The organism is Kocuria sp. ChxB (genome assembly GCF_044359605.1).
Classification (GTDB): Bacteria; Actinomycetota; Actinomycetes; order Actinomycetales; family Micrococcaceae; genus Kocuria; species Kocuria rhizophila.
Map to the genome: position 1 here is coordinate 994,514 of NZ_CP121123.1, position 19,163 is coordinate 1,013,676.

The 19,163-nt window shown below is 69.2% G+C and carries 20 protein-coding genes; 2 read left to right on the forward strand and 18 right to left on the reverse strand.

Going from position 1 to position 19,163, the window contains the following annotated elements; all coding sequences use genetic code 11:
• Positions 1–70 precede the first annotated feature (70 nt).
• The 3 genes from P8S73_RS04300 to glmS all read right to left on the reverse strand — a co-directional run bounded on the left by P8S73_RS04300 (position 71) and on the right by glmS (position 4,348).
• Entirely contained in the window at positions 71–1,735 is a 1,665-nt protein-coding gene (locus P8S73_RS04300) for a bifunctional ADP-dependent NAD(P)H-hydrate dehydratase/NAD(P)H-hydrate epimerase (RefSeq protein WP_257744168.1), read from the reverse strand.
• Complete coding sequence (locus P8S73_RS04305; protein WP_124109441.1) at positions 1,728–2,099, reverse strand: holo-ACP synthase; 372 nt, start codon at positions 2,097–2,099, stop codon at positions 1,728–1,730. The genes P8S73_RS04300 and P8S73_RS04305 overlap by 8 nt, the downstream gene beginning before the upstream one ends.
• Positions 2,100–2,464: 365 nt before the next feature.
• The gene (glmS, locus tag P8S73_RS04310) at positions 2,465–4,348 is read right to left on the reverse strand and encodes a glutamine--fructose-6-phosphate transaminase (isomerizing) (protein WP_019309622.1); all 1,884 of its coding nucleotides are present in this window, start codon (positions 4,346–4,348) and stop codon (positions 2,465–2,467) included.
• A gap of 74 nt (positions 4,349–4,422) precedes the next feature.
• On the opposite strand from glmS, the gene coaA reads away from it, so the two are divergent.
• Entirely contained in the window at positions 4,423–5,379 is a 957-nt protein-coding gene (gene coaA, locus P8S73_RS04315; RefSeq protein WP_019309623.1) for a type I pantothenate kinase, read from the forward strand.
• A gap of 112 nt (positions 5,380–5,491) precedes the next feature.
• Entirely contained in the window at positions 5,492–5,926 is a 435-nt protein-coding gene (mscL, locus tag P8S73_RS04320) for a large conductance mechanosensitive channel protein MscL (RefSeq protein ID WP_019309624.1), read from the forward strand.
• An 87-nt stretch (positions 5,927–6,013) separates the two neighbouring features.
• On the opposite strand, the gene glmM is transcribed toward mscL, so the two are convergent.
• The 15 genes from glmM to secY form a co-directional block, all read right to left on the reverse strand.
• The gene (gene glmM / locus P8S73_RS04325) at positions 6,014–7,369 is read right to left on the reverse strand and encodes a phosphoglucosamine mutase (RefSeq protein WP_019309625.1); all 1,356 of its coding nucleotides are present in this window, start codon (positions 7,367–7,369) and stop codon (positions 6,014–6,016) included.
• Positions 7,370–7,414: 45 nt separating this feature from the next.
• Complete coding sequence (gene ppk2, locus P8S73_RS04330) at positions 7,415–8,455, reverse strand: polyphosphate kinase 2 (RefSeq protein WP_019309626.1); 1,041 nt, start codon at positions 8,453–8,455, stop codon at positions 7,415–7,417.
• 461 nt (positions 8,456–8,916) lie between these two features.
• Entirely contained in the window at positions 8,917–9,420 is a 504-nt protein-coding gene (gene rpsI, locus P8S73_RS04335) for a 30S ribosomal protein S9 (protein ID WP_019309627.1), read from the reverse strand.
• Between the two features lie 32 nt (positions 9,421–9,452).
• Positions 9,453–9,896 (reverse strand): 50S ribosomal protein L13, encoded by a 444-nt coding sequence (gene rplM / locus P8S73_RS04340; RefSeq protein WP_019309628.1) that lies wholly within the window; start codon positions 9,894–9,896, stop codon positions 9,453–9,455.
• A gap of 273 nt (positions 9,897–10,169) precedes the next feature.
• Complete coding sequence (locus P8S73_RS04345; protein ID WP_059281415.1) at positions 10,170–11,123, reverse strand: tRNA pseudouridine(38-40) synthase TruA; 954 nt, start codon at positions 11,121–11,123, stop codon at positions 10,170–10,172.
• Between the two features lie 93 nt (positions 11,124–11,216).
• Positions 11,217–11,981 carry a 50S ribosomal protein L17 gene (gene rplQ / locus P8S73_RS04350; RefSeq protein ID WP_019309630.1) on the reverse strand — a complete coding sequence of 255 codons (765 nt, stop codon included), beginning with the start codon at positions 11,979–11,981 and terminating at the stop codon, positions 11,217–11,219.
• A gap of 71 nt (positions 11,982–12,052) precedes the next feature.
• Positions 12,053–13,072: a DNA-directed RNA polymerase subunit alpha gene (locus P8S73_RS04355; protein WP_019309631.1), complete on the reverse strand. Its 1,020-nt coding sequence runs from the start codon at positions 13,070–13,072 to the stop codon at positions 12,053–12,055.
• A gap of 147 nt (positions 13,073–13,219) precedes the next feature.
• Positions 13,220–13,624 carry a 30S ribosomal protein S11 gene (gene rpsK / locus P8S73_RS04360; protein ID WP_012397714.1) on the reverse strand — a complete coding sequence of 135 codons (405 nt, stop codon included), beginning with the start codon at positions 13,622–13,624 and terminating at the stop codon, positions 13,220–13,222.
• 58 nt (positions 13,625–13,682) lie between these two features.
• Positions 13,683–14,051 carry a 30S ribosomal protein S13 gene (gene rpsM / locus P8S73_RS04365; protein ID WP_012397713.1) on the reverse strand — a complete coding sequence of 123 codons (369 nt, stop codon included), beginning with the start codon at positions 14,049–14,051 and terminating at the stop codon, positions 13,683–13,685.
• A gap of 158 nt (positions 14,052–14,209) precedes the next feature.
• Positions 14,210–14,323 carry a 50S ribosomal protein L36 gene (gene rpmJ / locus P8S73_RS04370; RefSeq protein WP_012397712.1) on the reverse strand — a complete coding sequence of 38 codons (114 nt, stop codon included), beginning with the start codon at positions 14,321–14,323 and terminating at the stop codon, positions 14,210–14,212.
• Positions 14,324–14,408: 85 nt separating this feature from the next.
• Positions 14,409–14,630, reverse strand: a complete 222-nt coding sequence (gene infA, locus P8S73_RS04375; protein ID WP_012397711.1) for a translation initiation factor IF-1 — start codon at positions 14,628–14,630, stop codon at positions 14,409–14,411.
• A 211-nt stretch (positions 14,631–14,841) separates the two neighbouring features.
• Complete coding sequence (rlmN, locus tag P8S73_RS04380; RefSeq protein WP_121566355.1) at positions 14,842–15,990, reverse strand: 23S rRNA (adenine(2503)-C(2))-methyltransferase RlmN; 1,149 nt, start codon at positions 15,988–15,990, stop codon at positions 14,842–14,844.
• A 48-nt stretch (positions 15,991–16,038) separates the two neighbouring features.
• Positions 16,039–16,872, reverse strand: coding sequence for a type I methionyl aminopeptidase (map, locus tag P8S73_RS04385; RefSeq protein ID WP_019309633.1), 834 nt, complete (start codon positions 16,870–16,872; stop codon positions 16,039–16,041).
• A 182-nt stretch (positions 16,873–17,054) separates the two neighbouring features.
• Positions 17,055–17,621, reverse strand: coding sequence for an adenylate kinase (locus P8S73_RS04390; RefSeq protein ID WP_124109450.1), 567 nt, complete (start codon positions 17,619–17,621; stop codon positions 17,055–17,057).
• A gap of 81 nt (positions 17,622–17,702) precedes the next feature.
• Positions 17,703–19,016, reverse strand: a complete 1,314-nt coding sequence (gene secY / locus P8S73_RS04395) for a preprotein translocase subunit SecY (protein WP_059281413.1) — start codon at positions 19,014–19,016, stop codon at positions 17,703–17,705.
• Positions 19,017–19,163 lie beyond the last annotated feature (147 nt).

Sequence of the window (19,163 nt, forward strand, 5' to 3'; positions counted from 1 at the left end):
GGTGTGGTGGGGCCGAGCGCGGGTCCCCCGCCCTCGGCCAACCTCCCACCTTAGTCGCTCCGGGGCCTGCTCAGGGACGCGTGAGGACCGTGCGCGCATTCTCGGCGAGCACGGACGGGGGCACGGGGCCCTCCCCGTGGGCACGCGATGCGAGCGCGTGCAGCCCGGCTCCCAGCGCAGCGGCCGTGGCCCACCGGCCGTCACCGCACGCCCACGGTCCCAGACCCGCCAGGGCATCCGGGTGCTCGGCCACGTGGGCGAGCACGGTGCCCAGGATTCCCGCGAGCGTGTCCCCGGACCCGGCGGTCGCGAGCCACGGGCTGGCCCCGCCCACGCTGAGGCACAGGCACTCAGAATTCTCCGGGGATCCCGTGGCACCCACCGGTGAGGCGATCACCGTGGTGGCGCCCTTGAGCAGCACGGTGGCCCCGGTCAGGCGGGCGGCCTCCCTGGCCCAGCGCAGAGGGTTTGCCTCGATGGCCGTGCGCTCGACCCCCGACTCGCACAGCCCGAAGCCGTGCAGCCACTCGAAGATCTGGGACAGCTCCCCCGCGTGCGGGGTGAGGATCTTGTGCGGGCCCAGGCGGGCGTCCGCGACCGAGCGGGCGGCGGCGTCGAGCGCCCCGGCGTCCAGCACGGCGGGCTCCGCGGCCTCGATCACGGCCTCGACACGGGCCGCCTGGGCCTCGTCCCCCACCACGCCGGGGCCCGCGAGCCACGCCTGGACGTGCACGTCCCACGGCTGGTCGTCGGAGCACACAACCTCGGGGCTGCGGGCGAGCACCATGGCGCGCGCCGTGGAGTCCCCCAGGAAGCGGACCATGCCCGCGCCGGCATTCACCGCGGCCTGGGTGCACATGATGGCCGCGCCCGGATAGCTCGGCGCGCCGGCCACGACGCCCAGCACCCCGCGCGTGTACTTGGTGTCGGTGGCCCCGGGCCGCGGCCACGCGGCGAGGACGTCGCGGGCCTCGAGCCGGTGCACCGCCGCAGAGCCCATCTGGTCCTCGATGCCGATCGGCACCACCGTGAGCGATCCGGCGGCCTGTTCGCCCGGGGAGACCACGTGCCCGGTCTTCGCGCCCCCGAACGTGACGGTGGCGTCCGCACCCAGCACGGGCTCCGGCGTCTCACCGGTGTCCGCCGAGACGCCCGAGACGATGTCGCACGCCACCACCCGGGGGCCGCTGCGCTCCCCGCGCGCGTCCGCGTCCCGTTGCTCCTCGAACGCCCGCACCAGATCCGCGACCGGTCCGCGGAGCCCGCCGCTCGCACCGGTGCCGAGAACCGCATCCAGCACGAGGTCCACCGAGTGCAGCAGGGCCGCCGCTTCGGTCACGTGGAGGGGATCCGCCGCCTCCGTGCCTCCGGTTGATTCGGCCCTGCCCTGCGGGTCGTCCCCGGCCAGCCGCATGACGACGCCGCCCGCCCGGGTGAAGGCCGCCAGTCCCGCCTCGTGAGCGCGCGAGCCCGTGAGCACGGCCACCACCGACACCCCGCGACGACGCAGGAACGTCCCCGCCCACAGTCCGTCCCCGCCGTTGTTGCCGGTGCCCACGAGCACCACGGCCCTGCGTCCCGCGAGTGTGCCCCGGCGGGTGTGCCCGCGCAGCTGCTGCTCGCACTCGCGCGCCAGGCCCAGCGCCGCGCGGCGCATCAGCTCGTCCCCCCACCCCTCGTCCAGCAGCGGCTGCTCCGCCGCGCGGACGGCGGCGCCGGAAAATCCGTCAATCATGGTTCGTCCCTCCCTGCCCCTCCGCCACGACGAACGCCACGGCCATGCCGCCGTCGTGGGAGATGCTCACGTGCCAGGTCTGCACACCGCGTGCGCGCTGCTCCCGTTCCACGGTGCCCGTGGTGTGCAGCCGGGGCGCTCCGTGGGGGTCGTTGGTGACCCAGCAGTCCTGCCAGATCATGCCGGGCGGCGCGTTCAGCGCCTTGGCCGCAGCCTCCTTGACGGCGAACCTCGCCGCGAGGGACCGCGGGGCGAGCTCCCGCTCGTGCGGCACGAACAGCCGTTCCCGCAAGCGGGGAGTGCGCTCGAGCTGCCGCTCGAAACGCTCGATGTCCACGATGTCCACGCCGGTGCCCACGATCATGCCGCCAGCCTAGCGGCGCGCTCCGACCCCCTGAAGGTGCCGAACGCCGCCGTGCCCGTTCCGCACGGGCGGCCCGCAGACGTCGCGGATGCTGCGGGCCCGTGGACCGTGGAACCCCCACGCATGGGGCGGGACGCCTCCGCTCGGCGGCTGCGCGGCGTCGTCGTGCCGGGACCCCGGCGGCCGCTCCACGCCCCCGTCCTTCGACCTGCCGCCCTCAGCACGCCGCGTCCTGGTCCCCGGAGCTCTGGAGGCCGCCCGGCAGCGGAACGCGGGCCCGCGACCAGCGCCCGGAGACGACGACGGCGGGTGGCGCCCCCCCCTGGGAAGGGGCACGACCCGCCGTGCACTGCAGCCGGGTGCGGCTACTCGACCGTGACGGACTTGGCCAGGTTGCGCGGCTGGTCCACGTCGTAGCCCTTGGCTCCCGCGAGCTCGCACGCGAAGATCTGCAGCGGCACCGTGGCCACGAGCGGCTGCATGAGCGTGGGGGCCTCGGGGACGTAGAACACGTGGTTGGCGAACTCGCGCACGGCGTCGTCACCCTCCTCGGCGATCACGATGGTCTCGGCGCCGCGGGCGCGGATCTCCTGGATGTTGGAGACCACCTTGGCGTGCAGCGAGTCCCGCCCGTTCGGCGAGGGGACGATCACGATGACGGGCTGGCCCTGGTCGATCAGGGCGATGGGCCCGTGCTTGAGCTCACCCGCGGCAAAGCCCTCCGCGTGGATGTAGGCGATCTCCTTGAGCTTGAGGGCGCCCTCCATGGCCACCGGGAAGCCCACGTGGCGCCCCAGGAACAGCACGGACTCGGCGTCCTTCATGCTCGTGGCGAGCTCCTTGACCTGCGGCTCCACCTCGTCCAGCACCCGCTGGATCTTCCCCGGCATGGCCTCCAGCTCGGACAGCAGCGTGGCGATCTCGTCCTTGAACTTGTTGCCCCGCAGCTGTGCGAGGTACAGGCCCAGCAGGTAGGCGGCCGTGATCTGGGCCAGGAATGCCTTGGTGGAGGCCACGGCGATCTCGGGGCCGGCGTGCGTGTAGAGCACGGCGTCGGCCTCACGCGGGATCGTGGAGCCGTTGGTGTTGCAGATGGCCACTACCTTGGCGCCCTGCTCCTGCGCGTGGCGCACCGCCATGAGGGTGTCCATGGTCTCCCCGGACTGGGACACGGCGACCACCAGGGTCTTCTCGTTCACGATCGGGTCGCGGTAGCGGAACTCGTGGGCCAGCTCCACCTCGGTGGGGATCCGGCACCAGTGCTCGATGGCGTAGCGCGCCACCTGGCCGGCGTAGGCCGCCGTGCCGCACGCGATCACCACGATCTTGTCGATCGAGCGCAGCAGGGACTCGTCGATCTTGATCTCGTCCAGCGTGAGACGGCCGTTCTCGTCCAGGCGCCCGAGGAGGGTGTCCGCCACGGCGGAGGGCTGGTCGTGGATCTCCTTCTCCATGAAGGAGGGGTAGCCGTCCTTCTCGGCGGCGGCGGCGTCCCACTCGATGTCGAAGGGCTTGCCCTCGGCGGGGTTGCCGTGGAAGTCGACGATCGCGTAGTCCTCGGCGGTGATGGTGACGATCTGGTCCTGGCCCATCTCCACCGCACGCTTGGTGTAGTCGATGAAGCCGGAGACGTCCGAGCCCAGGAAGTTCTCGTGCTCGCCCAGGCCGATCACGAGCGGGGAGTTGCGGCGGGCCGCGACCACGCGGTCCGGGACGTCCGCGTGGACGGCCAGCAGGGTGAAGGCACCCTCCAGCCGACGGCAGGTGTCCTGCATGGCGACCGTGAGGTCCTTGTGCTCGGGGTCCTGCGCGTCGTAGGTGCGGGCCAGCAGCACGGCGGCCACCTCGGTGTCCGTCTCGGACACGAAGGTCTCGCCCTGGGCGGCCAGCTCGCGCTTGATCTCGCTGAAGTTCTCGATGATGCCGTTGTGGATCATGGCGAGCTTGCCGCCGTCTACCACGTGGGGGTGCGCGTTGACGTCCGAGGGGCCGCCGTGGGTGGCCCACCGGGTGTGCCCGATCCCGATCGTGGACTCGGGCAGAGGATCCGCCTCGAGCTCGCCGATCAGGTTGCTGAGCTTGCCCGCCTTCTTGCGGTACTCCACGTCGTGATCCGCGATCACGGCGACCCCGGCGGAGTCGTACCCGCGGTACTCGAGGCGGCGGAGCCCCTCGAGAATGACGTCCAGTGCGCCGTGCGACCGACCGTCAACGCCCTTTGAGCCCACATATCCCACAATTCCACACATGAAGATGCATTCTACCGGAAACGCCATCCCGCATGTGCGTGGCACCACGGCCTCGGGCCTACACTGGTCCGAGCATGAGCACCCAGCCCACCACCCAGCGCGTCTCTCCCTTCGTGGAGCTGGACCGACAGACGTGGTCCAGACTCTCGCACGAGATCGACGTCCCCCTCACCGCGCAGGAGATCGAGAACCTGCGCGGTCTCGGCGACCGCCTGGACGTGGACGAGGTGCGGGAGGTCTACCTCCCCCTCTCCCGCCTGCTCACGCTCTACGACATGTCCTCCACGCAGCTCAACGCCGCGACGAACTCGTTCCTGGGTGAGCACCACGCACGAACACCCTTCGTGATCGGGATCGCCGGCTCCGTGGCCGCGGGGAAGTCCACCACCGCCCGCCTGCTGCGCGAGATGCTCTCCCGGTGGCCCTCCACCCCCAACGTGCAGCTGGTCACCACCGACGGCTTCCTCCACCCCAACGCCGAGCTGCGGCGCCGAGGGCTGATGGACCGCAAGGGGTTCCCCGAGTCCTACGACCGGCGAGCGCTGCTGCGTTTCGTGGCCGAGATCAAGTCGGGCGCGGCCGAGGTCCGCGCACCCAAGTACTCCCACGTCACCTACGACATCCTCCCGGACGAGGAGGTGGTGGTGACCCGCCCGGACGTCGTGATCGTGGAGGGCCTCAATGTGCTCGCACCCGCCAAGCTGGAGAGCGGCAACCGCACCGCCCTGGCCCTGAGCGACTTCTTCGACTTCAGCATCTACGTGGACGCCCGCACCAGTGACATCGAGCGCTGGTACGTGGAGCGCTTCCAGGCCCTGCAGTCCTCGGCGTTCGCCGATCCCGACTCCTACTTCCACCGCTACGCGAACCTCACCGACGACGAGGCACGGGACGTGGCCACGGACATCTGGCACCGGATCAACGAGCCCAACCTGGAGCAGAACGTGCGCCCCACCCGGGGGCGGGCCCGCCTGATCCTGTCCAAGGACCACGACCACAAGATCCGACGGGTGCTGCTGCGCAAGAACTGACCGCCTCGCGTCGGAACCCGGTTCACCCGCCCACCGTTGTGCGACCGTGATGGTCACCGCTTGTCACCTATCGATTTCTTCCTTTCCGAAACCTGTGTGTACGCTGAGCGGCATGTTCAATGGTTTCAAGGAATTCATCATGAAGGGCAACGTGATGGATCTCGCCGTTGCCGTCATCATCGGCGCGGCCTTCTCCCAGATCGTCAACGCCCTCGTGGAGAGCGTGCTCATGCCCGCCATCTCCGCCCTCGTCGGGTCCCCCAACTTCGACGACTTCGCCGTGGTCACGCTCAACGGCAACGACCTCAAGTTCGGTGTGCTGCTCACCGCCGTCGTCAACTTCCTGCTCATCGCCGCCGCAGTGTACTTCTGCATCGTGATGCCCATGAACAAGATGATCGAGCGCCGCAACCGCCGTCTGGGCATCGAGCCCGCCGCGGAACCGGCCGATCCCAACACCGTGCTGCTCACCGAGATCCGCGACGCCCTGGCTGCCAAGCCCGGCACCGCGGGCACCGAGGGCCGCCACTCCGGTCCCGCCGTCTGACCCACCCGTCCCTTCTGAGAACGAGGGCCCCGCATCCGTGACGGATGCGGGGCCCTCGTTCATCTCGGCACACGCCGTGCGGGGCGCTCAGCCCTGGAGGCTCAGGTGCTCCTCGACCACGGCCACCAGCTGCTCCGCCTCGCGCTGGGCGTCGTCGTGGGTGGCGGCCTCCACCATCACCCGGACCACAGGCTCGGTGCCGGACGGACGCAGCAGAACACGCCCCTCCGCCCCGAGCCGCTCCTCGGTGCGGGCCACGGCCTCGAGGACCGGCTCACTGGTCTTGGCCGCGGCCTTGTCCACGTTCTTCACGTTGATCATCACCTGCGGCATCCGCGTCATGGTGGTGGCGAGCTCCTGCAGCGGCATGCCCGTCTGCGCCACGCGGGAGGCCAGCATGAGCCCCGTGAGCAGACCGTCACCCGTGGTGGCGTAGTCCGCCATGATCACGTGGCCGGACTGCTCGCCACCCAGGTTGTAGCCGTTGGCCACCATGGACTCCAGGACGTACCTGTCCCCCACCGAGGCCCGCACCAGGGTGATCCCGGCCTCGTCCAGGGCCAGCTGCAGACCCAGGTTGCTCATGACCGTGGCCACCAGCGTGTCCTGGTTCAGCCGCCCGGCCTCCTTCATGGCAATCGCCAGGATGCACATGATCTGGTCGCCGTCCACCTCCGTGCCCGTGTGGTCCACCGCGAGGCAGCGGTCGGCGTCGCCGTCGTGCGCGATGCCGAGGTCCGCCCCGAGTTCACGAACCGCCTGCTTCAGCGGACCGAGGTGGGTGGAACCCACACCGTCGTTGATGTTCAGCCCGTCCGGTTCCGCACCGATCACGTGCACCGTGGCGCCCGCGTCGCGGAAGGCGTCCGGGGACGCCCCAGACGCCGCGCCGTGCGCGCAGTCCAGCACGATCGAGAGCCCGTCCAGCCGGTGGGGAATGGCTCCCACCAGGTGCAGGATGTAGCGGTCCTCGGCGTCGGACAGCCGTGTCACGCGGCCCACGTCGGCACCTGTGGGGCGCACGAAGTCCTTGGCCTCGTAGACCTGCTGGATGGTGTCCTCCACGGCATCCGGCAACTTCTTGCCCCCGTGGGCCAGGAACTTGATGCCGTTGTCCGGCGCCGGATTGTGGGACGCGGAGATCATCACACCGAAGTCGGCGTCGATGTCGCCCACCAGGTAGGCCGCAGCCGGGGTGGGCAGCACCCCGGCGTCGTACACGTCCACGCCGGAGCTCGCGAGCCCTGCGGTGACGGCGGCGCCGATGAACTCGCCGCTCGCGCGACCGTCCCGTGCCACCACCGCGGTGGGCCGTCTGCCCTCGGGTGCGTGGCGGTGTCCCAGGACGATTGCCGCGGCCTGCGACAGTTCCATGGCCAGTTCAGCTGTGAGGAGGCCGTTCGCGAGACCGCGGACGCCGTCCGTTCCAAAGATTCTAGACATCGCAGATCATCCTACGGCCATCCGGCCGGTTGCAGCCGCACCCCGTCAGTCCTTCCCGGGGCGAACCACGGGAAAGCCGTCGGGGTTGGTGCCGTTGTCGTCGGTGAAGTCCGTGGCCCCGCCCACGATCTTGGAGTCCACGTCCCCCACGAGCGCGCGGTCCTTGTTGGGGTAGTCGAACTGCGTCAGGACGTGACGCATGGCCTCCAGGCGGGCCCGCTTCTTGTCGTTGGACTTGATCACGGTCCAGGGCGCGTCGCCGGTGTCCGTGTAGAAGAACATGGCTTCTTTCGCCTCGGTGTAGTCGTCCCACTTGTCCAGGGAGGCCACATCCGTGGGCGAGAGCTTCCACTGGCGCACGGGGTCCGTGCGGCGGGACTGGAACCGTGCGAGCTGCTCGGCCCGGGTCACGGAGAACCAGAACTTGATCAGGTGCGTTCCGGAGTTCACGAGCATGCGCTCGAACTCGGGGGCCTGGCGCATGAACTCGTAGTACTCCTGGGAGGTGCAGTAGCCCATGACGCGCTCCACGCCCGCGCGGTTGTACCAGGAGCGGTCCATGAGCACGATCTCCCCACCGGAGGGCAGGTGCTGCACGTAGCGCTGGAAGTACCACTGCGTCTGCTCGATGTCCGTGGGCTTCTCGAGCGCCACCACCCGCGCCCCGCGGGGGTTCAGGTGCTCCGTGAAGCGCTTGATCGCGCCGCCCTTGCCCGCGGCGTCGCGCCCCTCGAAGATGATGAGCAGCTTCTGCCCGGTCTCCTTGATCCAGAGCTGGAGCTTGAGGAGCTCGATCTGCAGCGCGCGCTTGGTGCGCTCGTAGTCCTTGCGGGAGAGCTTTTCGTCGTACGGGTAGCCGATCTTCCAGGCCTGGGAATCCCCCGCGCCGGTCGTCTTGTGGAGCTTCCTGTCCAGCTCGGAGATCTCGTCCAGTTCGGCCGCGTAGTCCTCCACCACCGACACCCGGTGCTGCTCCTTCTTGAGCGCCTCGTCCACCGCGCTGTCCTGCTCGGCGTGCCTCGCCGCCTCGTTCTCTGCCTTCGCGATGATCGCGTTCTCCTGCTGCTGCTCCGGTTGCTTGCTCATGCGGGCCCTCTCGTGACGGTGCGGTGGGAGCGGCGGTGCTCCACTTCACACTTTACGCCCGCGTCACGCGCCGGTTACCCGCGCAACACCGGGCACGACGACGCCGCGCCCGCCCGCGCGCCCCTCCCCTCCCCCCGGCCACGCAGCCCAGGACGCAAAAACGCAGGGCCCCGGGCCTCGGCCGAAACCGAGGAACGGGACCCTGCAAGACGAAACCCGGCCGAGGCCTGGACGGCCTCGCACAGCGCGAGGGGAGCCAAGCGCGAAACGACGCAGGGCCCCGGGCCTCGGCCGAAACCGAGGAACGGGACCCTGCGAGACGAAACCCGGCCGAGGCCTGGACGGCCTCGCACAGCGCGAGGGGAGCCAAGCGCCAAACGACGCAGGGCCCCGGGCCTCGGCCGAAACCGAGGAACGGGACCCTGCGAGACGAAACCCGGCCGAGGCCTGGGTGGCGTCGTTTAGCGCTTGGAGTACTGCGGAGCCTTGCGCGCCTTCTTGAGGCCGGCCTTCTTGCGCTCGATGACGCGGGCGTCACGGGTCAGGAAGCCTGCCTTCTTGAGGGCGGGACGGTTGTGCTCGGCGTCGATCTCGTTGAGCGCGCGAGCCACGCCCAGGCGCAGTGCACCGGCCTGGCCGGAGGGGCCGCCGCCGGAGATGCGGGCGATGACGTCGTAGCCGCCCTGCAGCTCGAGGAGGGTGAACGGATCGTTCACCTCCTGCTGGTGCAGCTTGTTGGGGAAGTACTCCTCCAGGCTGCGGCCGTTGACGGTCCACTTGCCGGAGCCGGGGATGAGGCGCACGCGGGCAACGGCCTGCTTGCGGCGGCCCACGGCCTGGCCGGGAACGGTCAGGGCGGGGCGCTCCGACATGGCGGCGCCACCGGCCACGGACTCGGTGGACTCGGAGGTGTAGCTGGTCAGCTCCACGTCCTCGGTGATCTGCTCTTCAGTGTTCTGAGCCACGATTCTCCTTATGTGTTCTTCGTTGGCCCGAATTACTGGGCGACCTGCGTGAATTCGTAGGGCTTGGGCTGCTGCGCCTGGTGCGGGTGCTCGGCACCGGCGTAGACCTTGAGCTTGGACAGCTGCTGGGCTGCCAGCTTGTTCTTGGGCAGCATCCCCTTGACGGCCTTCTCCACGGCGCGCGTGGGGTTCTTCTCGAGCAGCTCGGCGTAGCTGGTGGACTTGAGTCCGCCCGGGTAGCCGGAGTGGCGGTAGGCGCGCTTCTTCTGGAGCTTGGAGCCGGTGAGGGCCACCTTCTCCGCGTTGATGATGATGACGAAATCGCCGGTGTCCACGTGGGGAGCGAAGGTCGGCTTGTGCTTCCCGCGCAGCAGCGTTGCGGTCTGGCTGGCAAGACGACCCAGGACGACGTCGGTGGCGTCGATGACGTGCCACTGACGCTGGACGTCACCGGGCTTCGGAGTGTACGTACGCACGTTGATCTGCCTTCGTTTGTCTGGTGAAGACACGATTACTCGTGTCGATCGGTTCTGCTGTGCTTCGGGGCCCGGGTGAGATCCGGGCGGCATCCGTGCGTCCGCAACCCGGTGCACCGCACGGCCCTGCGCTCTGCAACATGAGCGACCGCTGCGGGTACACGTGAACCGGGGCAGAACACGCACAACAGCGTTCGATGATACCGGATCCCCGCTCCGCCCGCCACTCACGGCCAGGACTGCCCCGGGGAGCACCCGTGCGCTCCCCGGCCGTCAGTCGTCGTCTCGCCGGGCTCGGGTCACGCGCGCACGCTCGGCGAGTTCCTGCGCGTCGGGATAGTGCACCGCGTCCAGGACCAGGCCGTGGGCCGGGGCCATCGCCACGGCGGCGTCCCGGACCCGTGCCTCGAGCCGCTGAGCGGGCCACGCGGCGTCGTGCCGCCCCTGCCCCACGCGCACCACCGCGCCCACGATCGAGCGCACCATGTGGTGGCAGAAGGCATCGGCGGTGAGCGCCGCCGTGATCATGCCGTCCGCCCCGCGCGTGACGGACGCCCGCTGCAGCTCGCGCACCGTGGTCGCACCCTCGCGAGGCTTGCAGAAGCTCAGGAAGTCGTGCAGACCCAGGAGGTCTCGCACCGCCCGGTCCATGGCGGCCACGTCGAGCCTCTCGTCCACCCACCAGGAGTACGTGCGCGCCAGCGGGTCGTGGCCCGTCACGGCATCGGCCACGCGGTAGAGGTAGCCGCGGGACAGCGCCGAGAAGCGCGCGTCGAAGCCCACCTCGGCCACGGACACGTCCCGCACCACCACGGCGCCCACGGCGGGCGCCCATCCCTCCGCGGCCCGATCCTTGCCGAGCACCCTGTTCAGCGCCCCGTTCAGCCGCCGCGTCAGCTCCGGCACGGGCGCGCCCGCCCCCGTCTCCCCGTCACCATGCTGCGTGGGCACGCCGCCGCGCACGACGTCGCGTGACATGCCACGCCGCCTGCTCTGCTGCTGCCAGCGCTGCCGGGGCACATCCACGTGCACGGTCTGGTGCCGGGCGTGCACCCCCGTGTCCGTGCGTCCGGCCACCACGGTGGGACACGCCTCGCGGAAGATGAGGGAGAGCGCGTCCTCCAGGGCCGCCTGGACGCTCGGCAGACCCGGTTGCCGCGCCCACCCCTTGAACGGCGCACCGTCGTACGCCAGGTCGATCCGCAGTCTGATCTGCTCCTGCCCCACAGGTCTCCCTCTCGTTCTCGGAGACGACGACGCCGCCGCAGGCAACCTGCGGCGGCGTCGTCTCCGGTGTCCGTTCGACCGAAGAACCCGAGACTACTCGGAGATCTTCTGCGCGGCGGCGCCGCCCGCGGGCTGGAAGCCGGCGGCCTCGGCGTTGGCCGGAGAGTCGAACCAGATCTCCGCGGTGGTGCCGGAGTACCAGCGCGAACCGGGCACGTGGTACTTCATGGAGTTGCGGTTGCCCTTGACCGAGAAGCCCTCGGGGGCCTCACCGGACTCGAGCGGAGCGTGCGAACCCGGGAACTCGGCCTCCGAGTTCTCGGCGGCGACCTCAGCGGCCTCCTCCGAGCCCACGGCAGGAGCCTGCTCGTCGGCCGGGATCTCCTTCTCCTGGACGTCCGCGGTGGTGGAACCGGCGGGGGTGTCCACGGGAGCGGCGGGAGCCGGGGCAGCCTTGGCCGTGGCGCGCTCGGCCTCGGACACGGTCGCCTTGGAGGCCACGGGCTCCATCACGAGCTCGATGACGGCCATGGGGGCGTTGTCGCCCTTGCGGTTGCCGATCTTGGTGATGCGGGTGTAGCCGCCTTCGCGACCCTCCATGGCCGGCGCGATGCTGGTGAACAGCTCGTGCACCACGGACTTGTCGGTCAGCTGACGCATGACCCGACGGCGGGAGGCCAGGTCACCGCGCTTGGCGAAGGTGATGAGCCGCTCCGCCACCGGACGCAGGCGCTTGGCCTTGGTCACGGTGGTGGTGATCCGCTTGTGCTCGAACAGCTGCTGGGACATGTTCGAGAGGATCATGCGCTCGTGGGTCGGCCCGGCGCCGAGACGGGGTCCCTTGGTAGGGGTAGGCATAGTAGATCTCCTGGTGATCGGTCCCGCGCGGGCAACTCATCGCCCGCGGGGCACGGAAAGTGGTGTGGGCGTCAGTCGAGATCGACGTCGAACGGGTTGTTGTTGTCGTCCTCGTCCTCGAGCGACGCCGCGTGGGCGGCGAGGTCGTAGCCCGGAGGGGAGTCCTTGAGGGCCAGACCGAGCTCGCCGAGCTTGTCCTTGACCTCGTCGATGGACTTGGCACCGAAGTTGCGGATGTCCATCAGGTCGGCCTCGGAACGACCCACGAGCTCACCCACGCTGTGGATGCCCTCGCGCTTGAGGCAGTTGTAGGACCGGACCGACAGCTCGAGGTCCTCGATGGGCAGCGCCATGTCCGCGGCGGCGGCCGCGTCCGTGGGCGAAGGACCGATCTCGATGCCTTCCGCCGCGGAGTTCAGCTCGCGGGCCAGCCCGAACAGCTCCACCAGCGTGGTGCCGGCCGAAGCCACCGCGTCGCGCGGAGAGATGGCCTCCTTGGTCTCCACGTCGAGGATGAGCTTGTCGAAGTCGGTGCGCTGCTCCACACGGGTGGCCTCCACGCGGAAGGTCACCTTGAGCACGGGAGAGTAGATCGAGTCCACGGGGATCCGACCGACCTCCGCGTCACCGGACTTGTTCTGGGACGCCGAGACGTAGCCGCGGCCGCGCTCGATGGTCAGCTCGATCTCGAGCTGGCCCTTCGAGTTAAGGGTCGCGATGTGCAGCTCGGGGTTGTGCACCTCGACACCGGCCGGAGCCGAGATGTCAGCCGCGGTGACCTCGCCCGGGCCCTGCTTGCGCAGCCACGCGGTGACGGGCTCGTCCTCCTCGGAGGACAGCGAGAGCTTCTTGATGTTCAGGATGAGCTCGGTGACGTCCTCCTTGACGCCCTCCACGGTGGAGAACTCGTGCAGCACGCCGTCGATGCGGATGCTGGTCACGGAGGCCCCGGGGATGGAGGACAGGAGCGTGCGGCGCAGGGAGTTGCCGAGGGTGTACCCGAAACCCGGCTCGAGGGGTTCGATCACGAACCGGGAGCGGTTCTCGGCCACAGCCTCTTCCGTGAGGGTGGGGCGCTGTGCGATGAGCACTGATGTTTCCTTTCAGCGTGCCTCCGCCATATGACGCACGCAGGTGGTGGAAAACAAAATGGGTGGATGCCGCGGTGAGCAGGCGAGGTCACCGCGTCGATGCGTGGTCACCGGGCTCCTGGGAGCCCGGTGACCACGCGACACGAGTCAGACGCGGCGGCGCTTGGGGGGACGGCAGCCGTTGTGCGCTGACGGGGTCACGTCCTGGATGGAGCCGACCTCCAGCCCGGTGGCCTGCAGAGCGCGGATCGCGGTCTCGCGCCCCGAGCCCGGTCCCTTGACGAACACATCCACCTTGCGCATGCCGTGCTCCTGGGCGCCCTTGGCCGCGGCCTCGGCGGCCTGCTGCGCGGCGAACGGAGTGGACTTGCGCGAGCCCTTGAAGCCCATGCCGCCGGCCGAGGCCCACGACAGGACCGCACCCGAGGGGTCGGTAATGGACACGATGGTGTTGTTGAACGTGGACTTGATGTGAGCCTGACCTTGGGTCACATTCTTGTTCACCTTGCGACGCGGCTTGCGAGCGGCCGTCGCGCGAGTTTTCTGGGCCATGGATTCTCCTACAAAGATCTTCGACGTCGGTCAGCCGCCCACTGGACGGCGGCCGCGATTACTTCTTCTTACCGGCGACCGTGCGCTTGGGACCCTTGCGGGTGCGCGCGTTGGTCTTGGTGCGCTGGCCGTGGACGGGCAGACCCCGACGGTGACGCAGGCCCTGGTAGCTGCCGATCTCGACCTTGCGGCGGATGTCGGCGGCCACCTCACGGCGAAGATCGCCTTCGACCTTGTAGTTGCCTTCGATGTAGTCACGCAGCTCCACGAGCTGCGGATCGGTGAGATCCTTGACGCGCACGTCCCCGGAGATGCCCGTGGCTTCCAGAGTTTCGAGTGCGCGGGTGCGGCCCACGCCGTAGATGTAGGTCAGCGCAACTTCCAGCCGCTTTTCACGGGGAAGATCAACGCCTGCGAGACGAGCCATAGTGGCGGTTCTCCTTGATGTTCCGGAGGTCTTGAACACCGCGTCCCGATCGTGCTGCGACCGGTCTCCGGCCTCCGTGCCGGGGGTTGCCGCGCCCTGGGGCGGCGGCTGCGGTGTCCGTTCTTGTCAATCCACTTGCGTGGGCGGGAGCGTTCCCGTCAGCCCTGGCGCTGCTTGTGCCGGGGGTTCTCGCAGATCACCATGACCCGCCCGTTGCGGCGGATCACCTTGCACTTGTCGCAGATCTGCTTGACGCTCGGTTGGACCTTCATCGCATTCCTTCGCGTACTCGTAATGGCGTGTGCACTCCGACCCCTGCCGTGCGGACGCTGTCTGCGCGAGCACGGGGCCTGGATGCTACTTGTAGCGGTAGACGATCCGGCCTCGGGAGAGGTCGTAGGGGCTGAGCTCCACCACCACGCGGTCCTCGGGGAGGATCCGGATGTAGTGCTGGCGCATCTTGCCAGAGATGTGGGCGAGCACCTTGTGCCCGTTGGTCAGCTCCACACGGAACGACGCATTGGGCAGTGCCTCGACCACAGTGCCTTCGATCTCGATGACTCCGTCTTTCTTGGCCATATCCTCCGCTAACTTCTCGAGGGGTCCGGGTGTCTATCCGGACGGCGGTGCCCGCTTCCAGCTGCCCAGACGAACAACCCCGCGCCGCACGTGGCAACGAGGGGGTGGGTTCCGGGCATGACTCGATCTGCGAGCACAAACAACCAACCGACGACACTACCCGGTTCTGCGTGTTGGCGCAAGCGACGGCGGGGTGGTTCCGCAGCGACCGTCAGACGTCCGTGGCCAGCTGCCCGCACGCGCCGTCGATGTCCGACCCGCGGGTGTCGCGCACCGTGGTGGGGATCCCGTGGGCGCGCAGGCGCTCCACGAAGTTCTGCTCCACGCCCGGACGGGACGCCGTCCACTTGGAGCCCGGTGTGGGGTTGAGCGGGATGGGGTTGACGTGCACCCAGCCGCCGCCGCGCTTGTTGAGCTTCTCCCCCAGCAGGTCCGCGCGCCAGCCCTGGTCGTTGATGTCCCGGATCAGGGCGTACTCGATGGACACGCGCCGGCCCGTGGCGTCGTAGTAGTCCCGGGCGGCGTCGAGGGCCTCGTCCACCTTCCAGCGTGTGTTGATCGGAATGAGCTCGTCACGCAGCTCGTCGTCCGGGGCGTGCAGGGAGAGCGCGAGCGTGATGGGCAGCTTCTCGAGCGTGAACTTCCGGATCCCGGGAACCAGCCCCACCGTGGACATGGTGAGACCGCGCGCCGAGATGCCCAGCCCGTCCGGTGAGGGGTCGATGATGCGGTGGACCGCCCCCATGGTGGCCTTGTAGTTGGCCAGGGCCTCCCCCATGCCCATGAACACGATGTTCGACACCCGTTGCGGCGCTTCTTCGGGGTCTCCCACGGCGCCGTCCCGCAGCGCTCGAACACCTTGGACCACCTGGTCCACGATCTCCGCGGCGGAGAGGTTGCGGGTGAGGCCGGACTGGCCCGTGGCGCAGAACGGACAGTTCATGCCGCAGCCCGCCTGGGAGGAGATGCACATGGTGACCCGCTTGTCGTAGCGCATCAGCACGGACTCGACCATGGCGTTGTCGTACAGGCGGTGGACGGACTTGACCGTCATTCCCTCGTCCGCACGCAGCTGCCGCACGGTCCGCAGCAGCGGGGGCATGGCCTTGGCCACCAGATCCTCGCGCTGGTCCGCCGGCAGGTCCGTCATGGCCTCGGGGTCCGCCTCGAACCTCTCGAAGTAGTGCTTGGACAGCTGGGACGCCCGGAAGGCGGGGTAGCCCGCGTCCTTCAGGAACGCCTTGCGCCCGGCCATGTCGAAGTCCGCTATGTGCAGCGGGGGTTTGCCTCGACGGGCGGGCTTGAACACGAGCTGGCCGGCTTCCGGCCGCGGGGTGATCTCAACGGGTTGCGTGGTCATTGCTGTCCTCTCCCTGCGAGTGTCCCAGGGTCGTGGTGGTTGCCGGTCTCAGGTGCCGGGGATGGGCACCGGGTGGACTCCCAGTGGTGCGAGCTCCGCCGCTCCGCCGTCCTCGGCGGTCAGCACCCAGAGCCCCTGGCTGTGCAGGCACACGCTGTGCTCCCACTGGCTCGCGCGGGAACCGTCCACCGTGACCACGGTCCAGTCGTCGTCGAGCACGCGGGTCTCGATGTCCCCGCGCACGAGCATCGGCTCGATCGCCAGTGCCATCCCGGTGGTCAGGCGTGGCCCCCGGTGCTTGATCGCGAAGTTCGGGACGTCCGGCGCCATGTGCATCTCCGTGCCGATGCCGTGGCCCACGTAGTCCTCGAGGATGCCCAGCCGGGCCCCCACCGCCGCCCGCACGTGGTTCTCCACGGCGAGGCCGATGTCCCCCACGTGCGTACCCGTGGCCATCGCGGCGATGCCCCGCCACATGGCGGCCCGGGTCACGTCGGAGAGCTGCTGGTCCGCGGGATCGTGCGTGGTGCCCACCAGGACCGTGCGGGCGGAGTCACCGTGCCAGCCCCCGACCACGGCGCCGCCGTCGATCGAGACGATGTCCCCGTCCCGCAGCACCCGCTCCCCCGGGATCCCGTGGACCACCTCGTCGTTCACGGAGGTGCACACAGTAGCGGGATACCCGTGGTAGCCGAGGAAGTTGGAGCTCGCCCCGTGCTCGTCCAGGACGGCACGGAACGCCGTGTCCAGGTCCGCGGTGGTGGCCCCGGGCACGGCGGCCGCCACGGCGGCGTCGAGCGCCAGAGACGTCACCACGCCCGCGCGTGACATGGCCGCCAGCTCGGCGTCGGACTTCAACTGGATCCTGCGGCGTCCGAACACAGTGCTCGGCTCCTCCCGTGTGTTGTCGATGGCACCGACCCCGGAACCCCGGTGCGGTGGGCGGACGGGCCCCCGAACCGGTGCTCGCGCACCGCCTCGGGGGCCCGGTCATGGTGAAGATTTTTTGTGGACTGCGCGGCAGCGCCGGTCCGGTGAGCGGCACTCGACGCCGCACCGCCGTGTCAGCGGGGCAGCGCCGCCATGATGCGCTCGGTGACCTCGTCGATGCTGCCCAGGCCGTCCACACGGACCACGATGCCGCGGTCCTCGTAGACGCCCACCACGGGAGCGGTCTGCTCGTCGTAGACGTCCAGCCGGTGCCGGATGACGTCCTCGGTGTCGTCGGTGCGCCCCTGCTCCTGGGCCCGGCCCAGCAGACGGGACACGAGCTCGTCGTTGTCCGCCGTGAGCAGGAGCACCACGTCCAAGGACACCTGGCTCGCCTCGAGGATCCTGTCCAGTTCTTCGACCTGTGCCGTGTTGCGGGGGTAGCCGTCCAGCAGGAACCCCGCTGCGGTGTCCGGCTGGGACAGGCGATCCCGCACCATGTCGTTGGTCACGGAGTCCGGCACCAGGTTGCCCGCGTCTGTGTAGCGCTGCGCCTCACGGCCCAGCTCCGTCTGGTCCTTGATGTTCGCACGGAAGATGTCCCCGGTGGAGATGGCGGGAACGCCCAGCCGCTCGCAGATCCGGGCGGCCTGCGTGCCCTTGCCTGCACCGGGCGGTCCGATGATCAACATGCGGGTCATGTTCTCTCCTTGCGTCGTCGTGAACGTGGACTCCAGTCTAACGGCCCGCCAACACGCGGCCCCGGTCTGTCAACGACCGGCTCAGGTGCGCAGGAGCCCCTCGTAGTGGCGCTGCTGCAGCTGCGCGTCGATCTGCTTGACGGTGTCCAGGCCCACGCCCACCACGATCAGCAGGGAGGGGCCGCCGAACGGGAAGTTCTGGTTGGCGTCGAAAAGCACCAGGGCGATCAGCGGGATCATCGACAGGATGCCCAGGTACAGCGCGCCGGGAAGCGTGATGCGCGTGAGCACGTAGCGCAGGTAGTTCTCCGTGGGGCGACCCGCACGGATCCCGGGGATGAAGCCTCCGTAGCGCTTCATGTTGTTGGAGACCTCCTCCGGGTTGAACGTGATGGACACGTAGAAGTACGTGAACGCCACGATCAGCAGGAAGTACGTGACCATGTAGACCGGGTGGTCACCGCCGGCCAGGTACGTGTTGATCCAGTCCACCCACCCGGGGGCGGGGCTGCCGTCGTCCGGCATGGCGAACTGCGCGAGCATCGTGGGCAGCGTGAGCATGGAGGAGGCGAAGATGATGGGGATCACGCCAGCCATGTTGACCTTGAGCGGGATGTAGGTGCTCGTGCCGCCGATCGTCCGCCGGCCCACCATGCGCTTGGCGTACTGCACGGGGATCCGCCGCTGCGACTGCTCCACGAAGACCACGCACGTGATCACCACGAGGCCGATCGCGCACACACCCAGGAACACTCCCCAGCCGCGGGACTTGAGGATGTCGCCGAGAGCCGAGGGGAAGGTGGCCGCGATGGAGGTGAAGATCAGCAGCGACATGCCGTTGCCCACGCCGCGGTCCGTGATGCGCTCGCCCAGCCACATGATCACGGTGGTGCCCGCCGTCATGGTGATGATCATGATGATGATGACCATGATGGAGTCGTCGGGAATCACCGGCAGGGGGCAGTTGCCCAGCAGGCTTCCGGAACGGGCCAGGGACACCACCGTGGTGGCGTTCAGTGCGGCCAGCCCGATCGTGAGGTACCGAGTGTACTGGGTCAGCTTGGTCTGCCCCTGCGCGCCCTCGTCGTGGAGCTCCTGGAAGCGCGGGATCACCACGCGCAGCAGCTGCACGATGATGCTCGCCGTGATGTAGGGCATCACGCCCAGGGCGAAGATCGACAGCTGGAGCAGCGCACCTCCGCTGAACAGGTTGACCAGGTCGTACGCCCCGCCCGTGGTGTTTCCCATGGCGAGACACTGCTGCACGTTGCCGTAGTCCACGCCCGGCGCGGGGATGAAGGTCCCCAACCGGTAGATCACGATGATCGCGAGCGTGAACAGCAGCTTGTTGCGCAGCTCCGGCGTGGTGAACGCCCGCGCGAAAGCACTGAGCACTGGTCCTCCTCCAAAACGTGGTGGCCCGGTGGGTTCCGACCCCGGGCAAGTCTAGCGAAGGATGTGCCGCGACCCTCCCGGCCCGCGTCCGCACATCCCGGCAAAAACAGCGGGCCCCGTGCCGGTGATCCGGCACGGGGCCCGCTT

Bases quoted from the DNA above. Each gene is read 5' to 3' on its own strand.
- P8S73_RS04300 (WP_257744168.1), bottom strand. From the start codon at position 1,735: ATGATTGACGGATTTTCCGGCGCCGCCGTCCGCGCGGCGGAGCAGCCG.
- P8S73_RS04305 (WP_124109441.1), bottom strand. From the start codon at position 2,099: ATGATCGTGGGCACCGGCGTGGACATCGTGGACATCGAGCGTTTCGAG.
- glmS (WP_019309622.1), bottom strand. From the start codon at position 4,348: ATGTGTGGAATTGTGGGATATGTGGGCTCAAAGGGCGTTGACGGTCGG.
- coaA (WP_019309623.1), top strand. From the start codon at position 4,423: ATGAGCACCCAGCCCACCACCCAGCGCGTCTCTCCCTTCGTGGAGCTG.
- mscL (WP_019309624.1), top strand. From the start codon at position 5,492: ATGTTCAATGGTTTCAAGGAATTCATCATGAAGGGCAACGTGATGGAT.
- glmM (WP_019309625.1), bottom strand. From the start codon at position 7,369: ATGTCTAGAATCTTTGGAACGGACGGCGTCCGCGGTCTCGCGAACGGC.
- ppk2 (WP_019309626.1), bottom strand. From the start codon at position 8,455: ATGAGCAAGCAACCGGAGCAGCAGCAGGAGAACGCGATCATCGCGAAG.
- rplQ (WP_019309630.1), bottom strand. From the start codon at position 11,981: ATGCCTACCCCTACCAAGGGACCCCGTCTCGGCGCCGGGCCGACCCAC.
- rpsK (WP_012397714.1), bottom strand. From the start codon at position 13,624: ATGGCCCAGAAAACTCGCGCGACGGCCGCTCGCAAGCCGCGTCGCAAG.
- rpsM (WP_012397713.1), bottom strand. From the start codon at position 14,051: ATGGCTCGTCTCGCAGGCGTTGATCTTCCCCGTGAAAAGCGGCTGGAA.
- rpmJ (WP_012397712.1), bottom strand. From the start codon at position 14,323: ATGAAGGTCCAACCGAGCGTCAAGCAGATCTGCGACAAGTGCAAGGTG.
- infA (WP_012397711.1), bottom strand. From the start codon at position 14,630: ATGGCCAAGAAAGACGGAGTCATCGAGATCGAAGGCACTGTGGTCGAG.
- rlmN (WP_121566355.1), bottom strand. From the start codon at position 15,990: ATGACCACGCAACCCGTTGAGATCACCCCGCGGCCGGAAGCCGGCCAG.
- P8S73_RS04390 (WP_124109450.1), bottom strand. From the start codon at position 17,621: ATGACCCGCATGTTGATCATCGGACCGCCCGGTGCAGGCAAGGGCACG.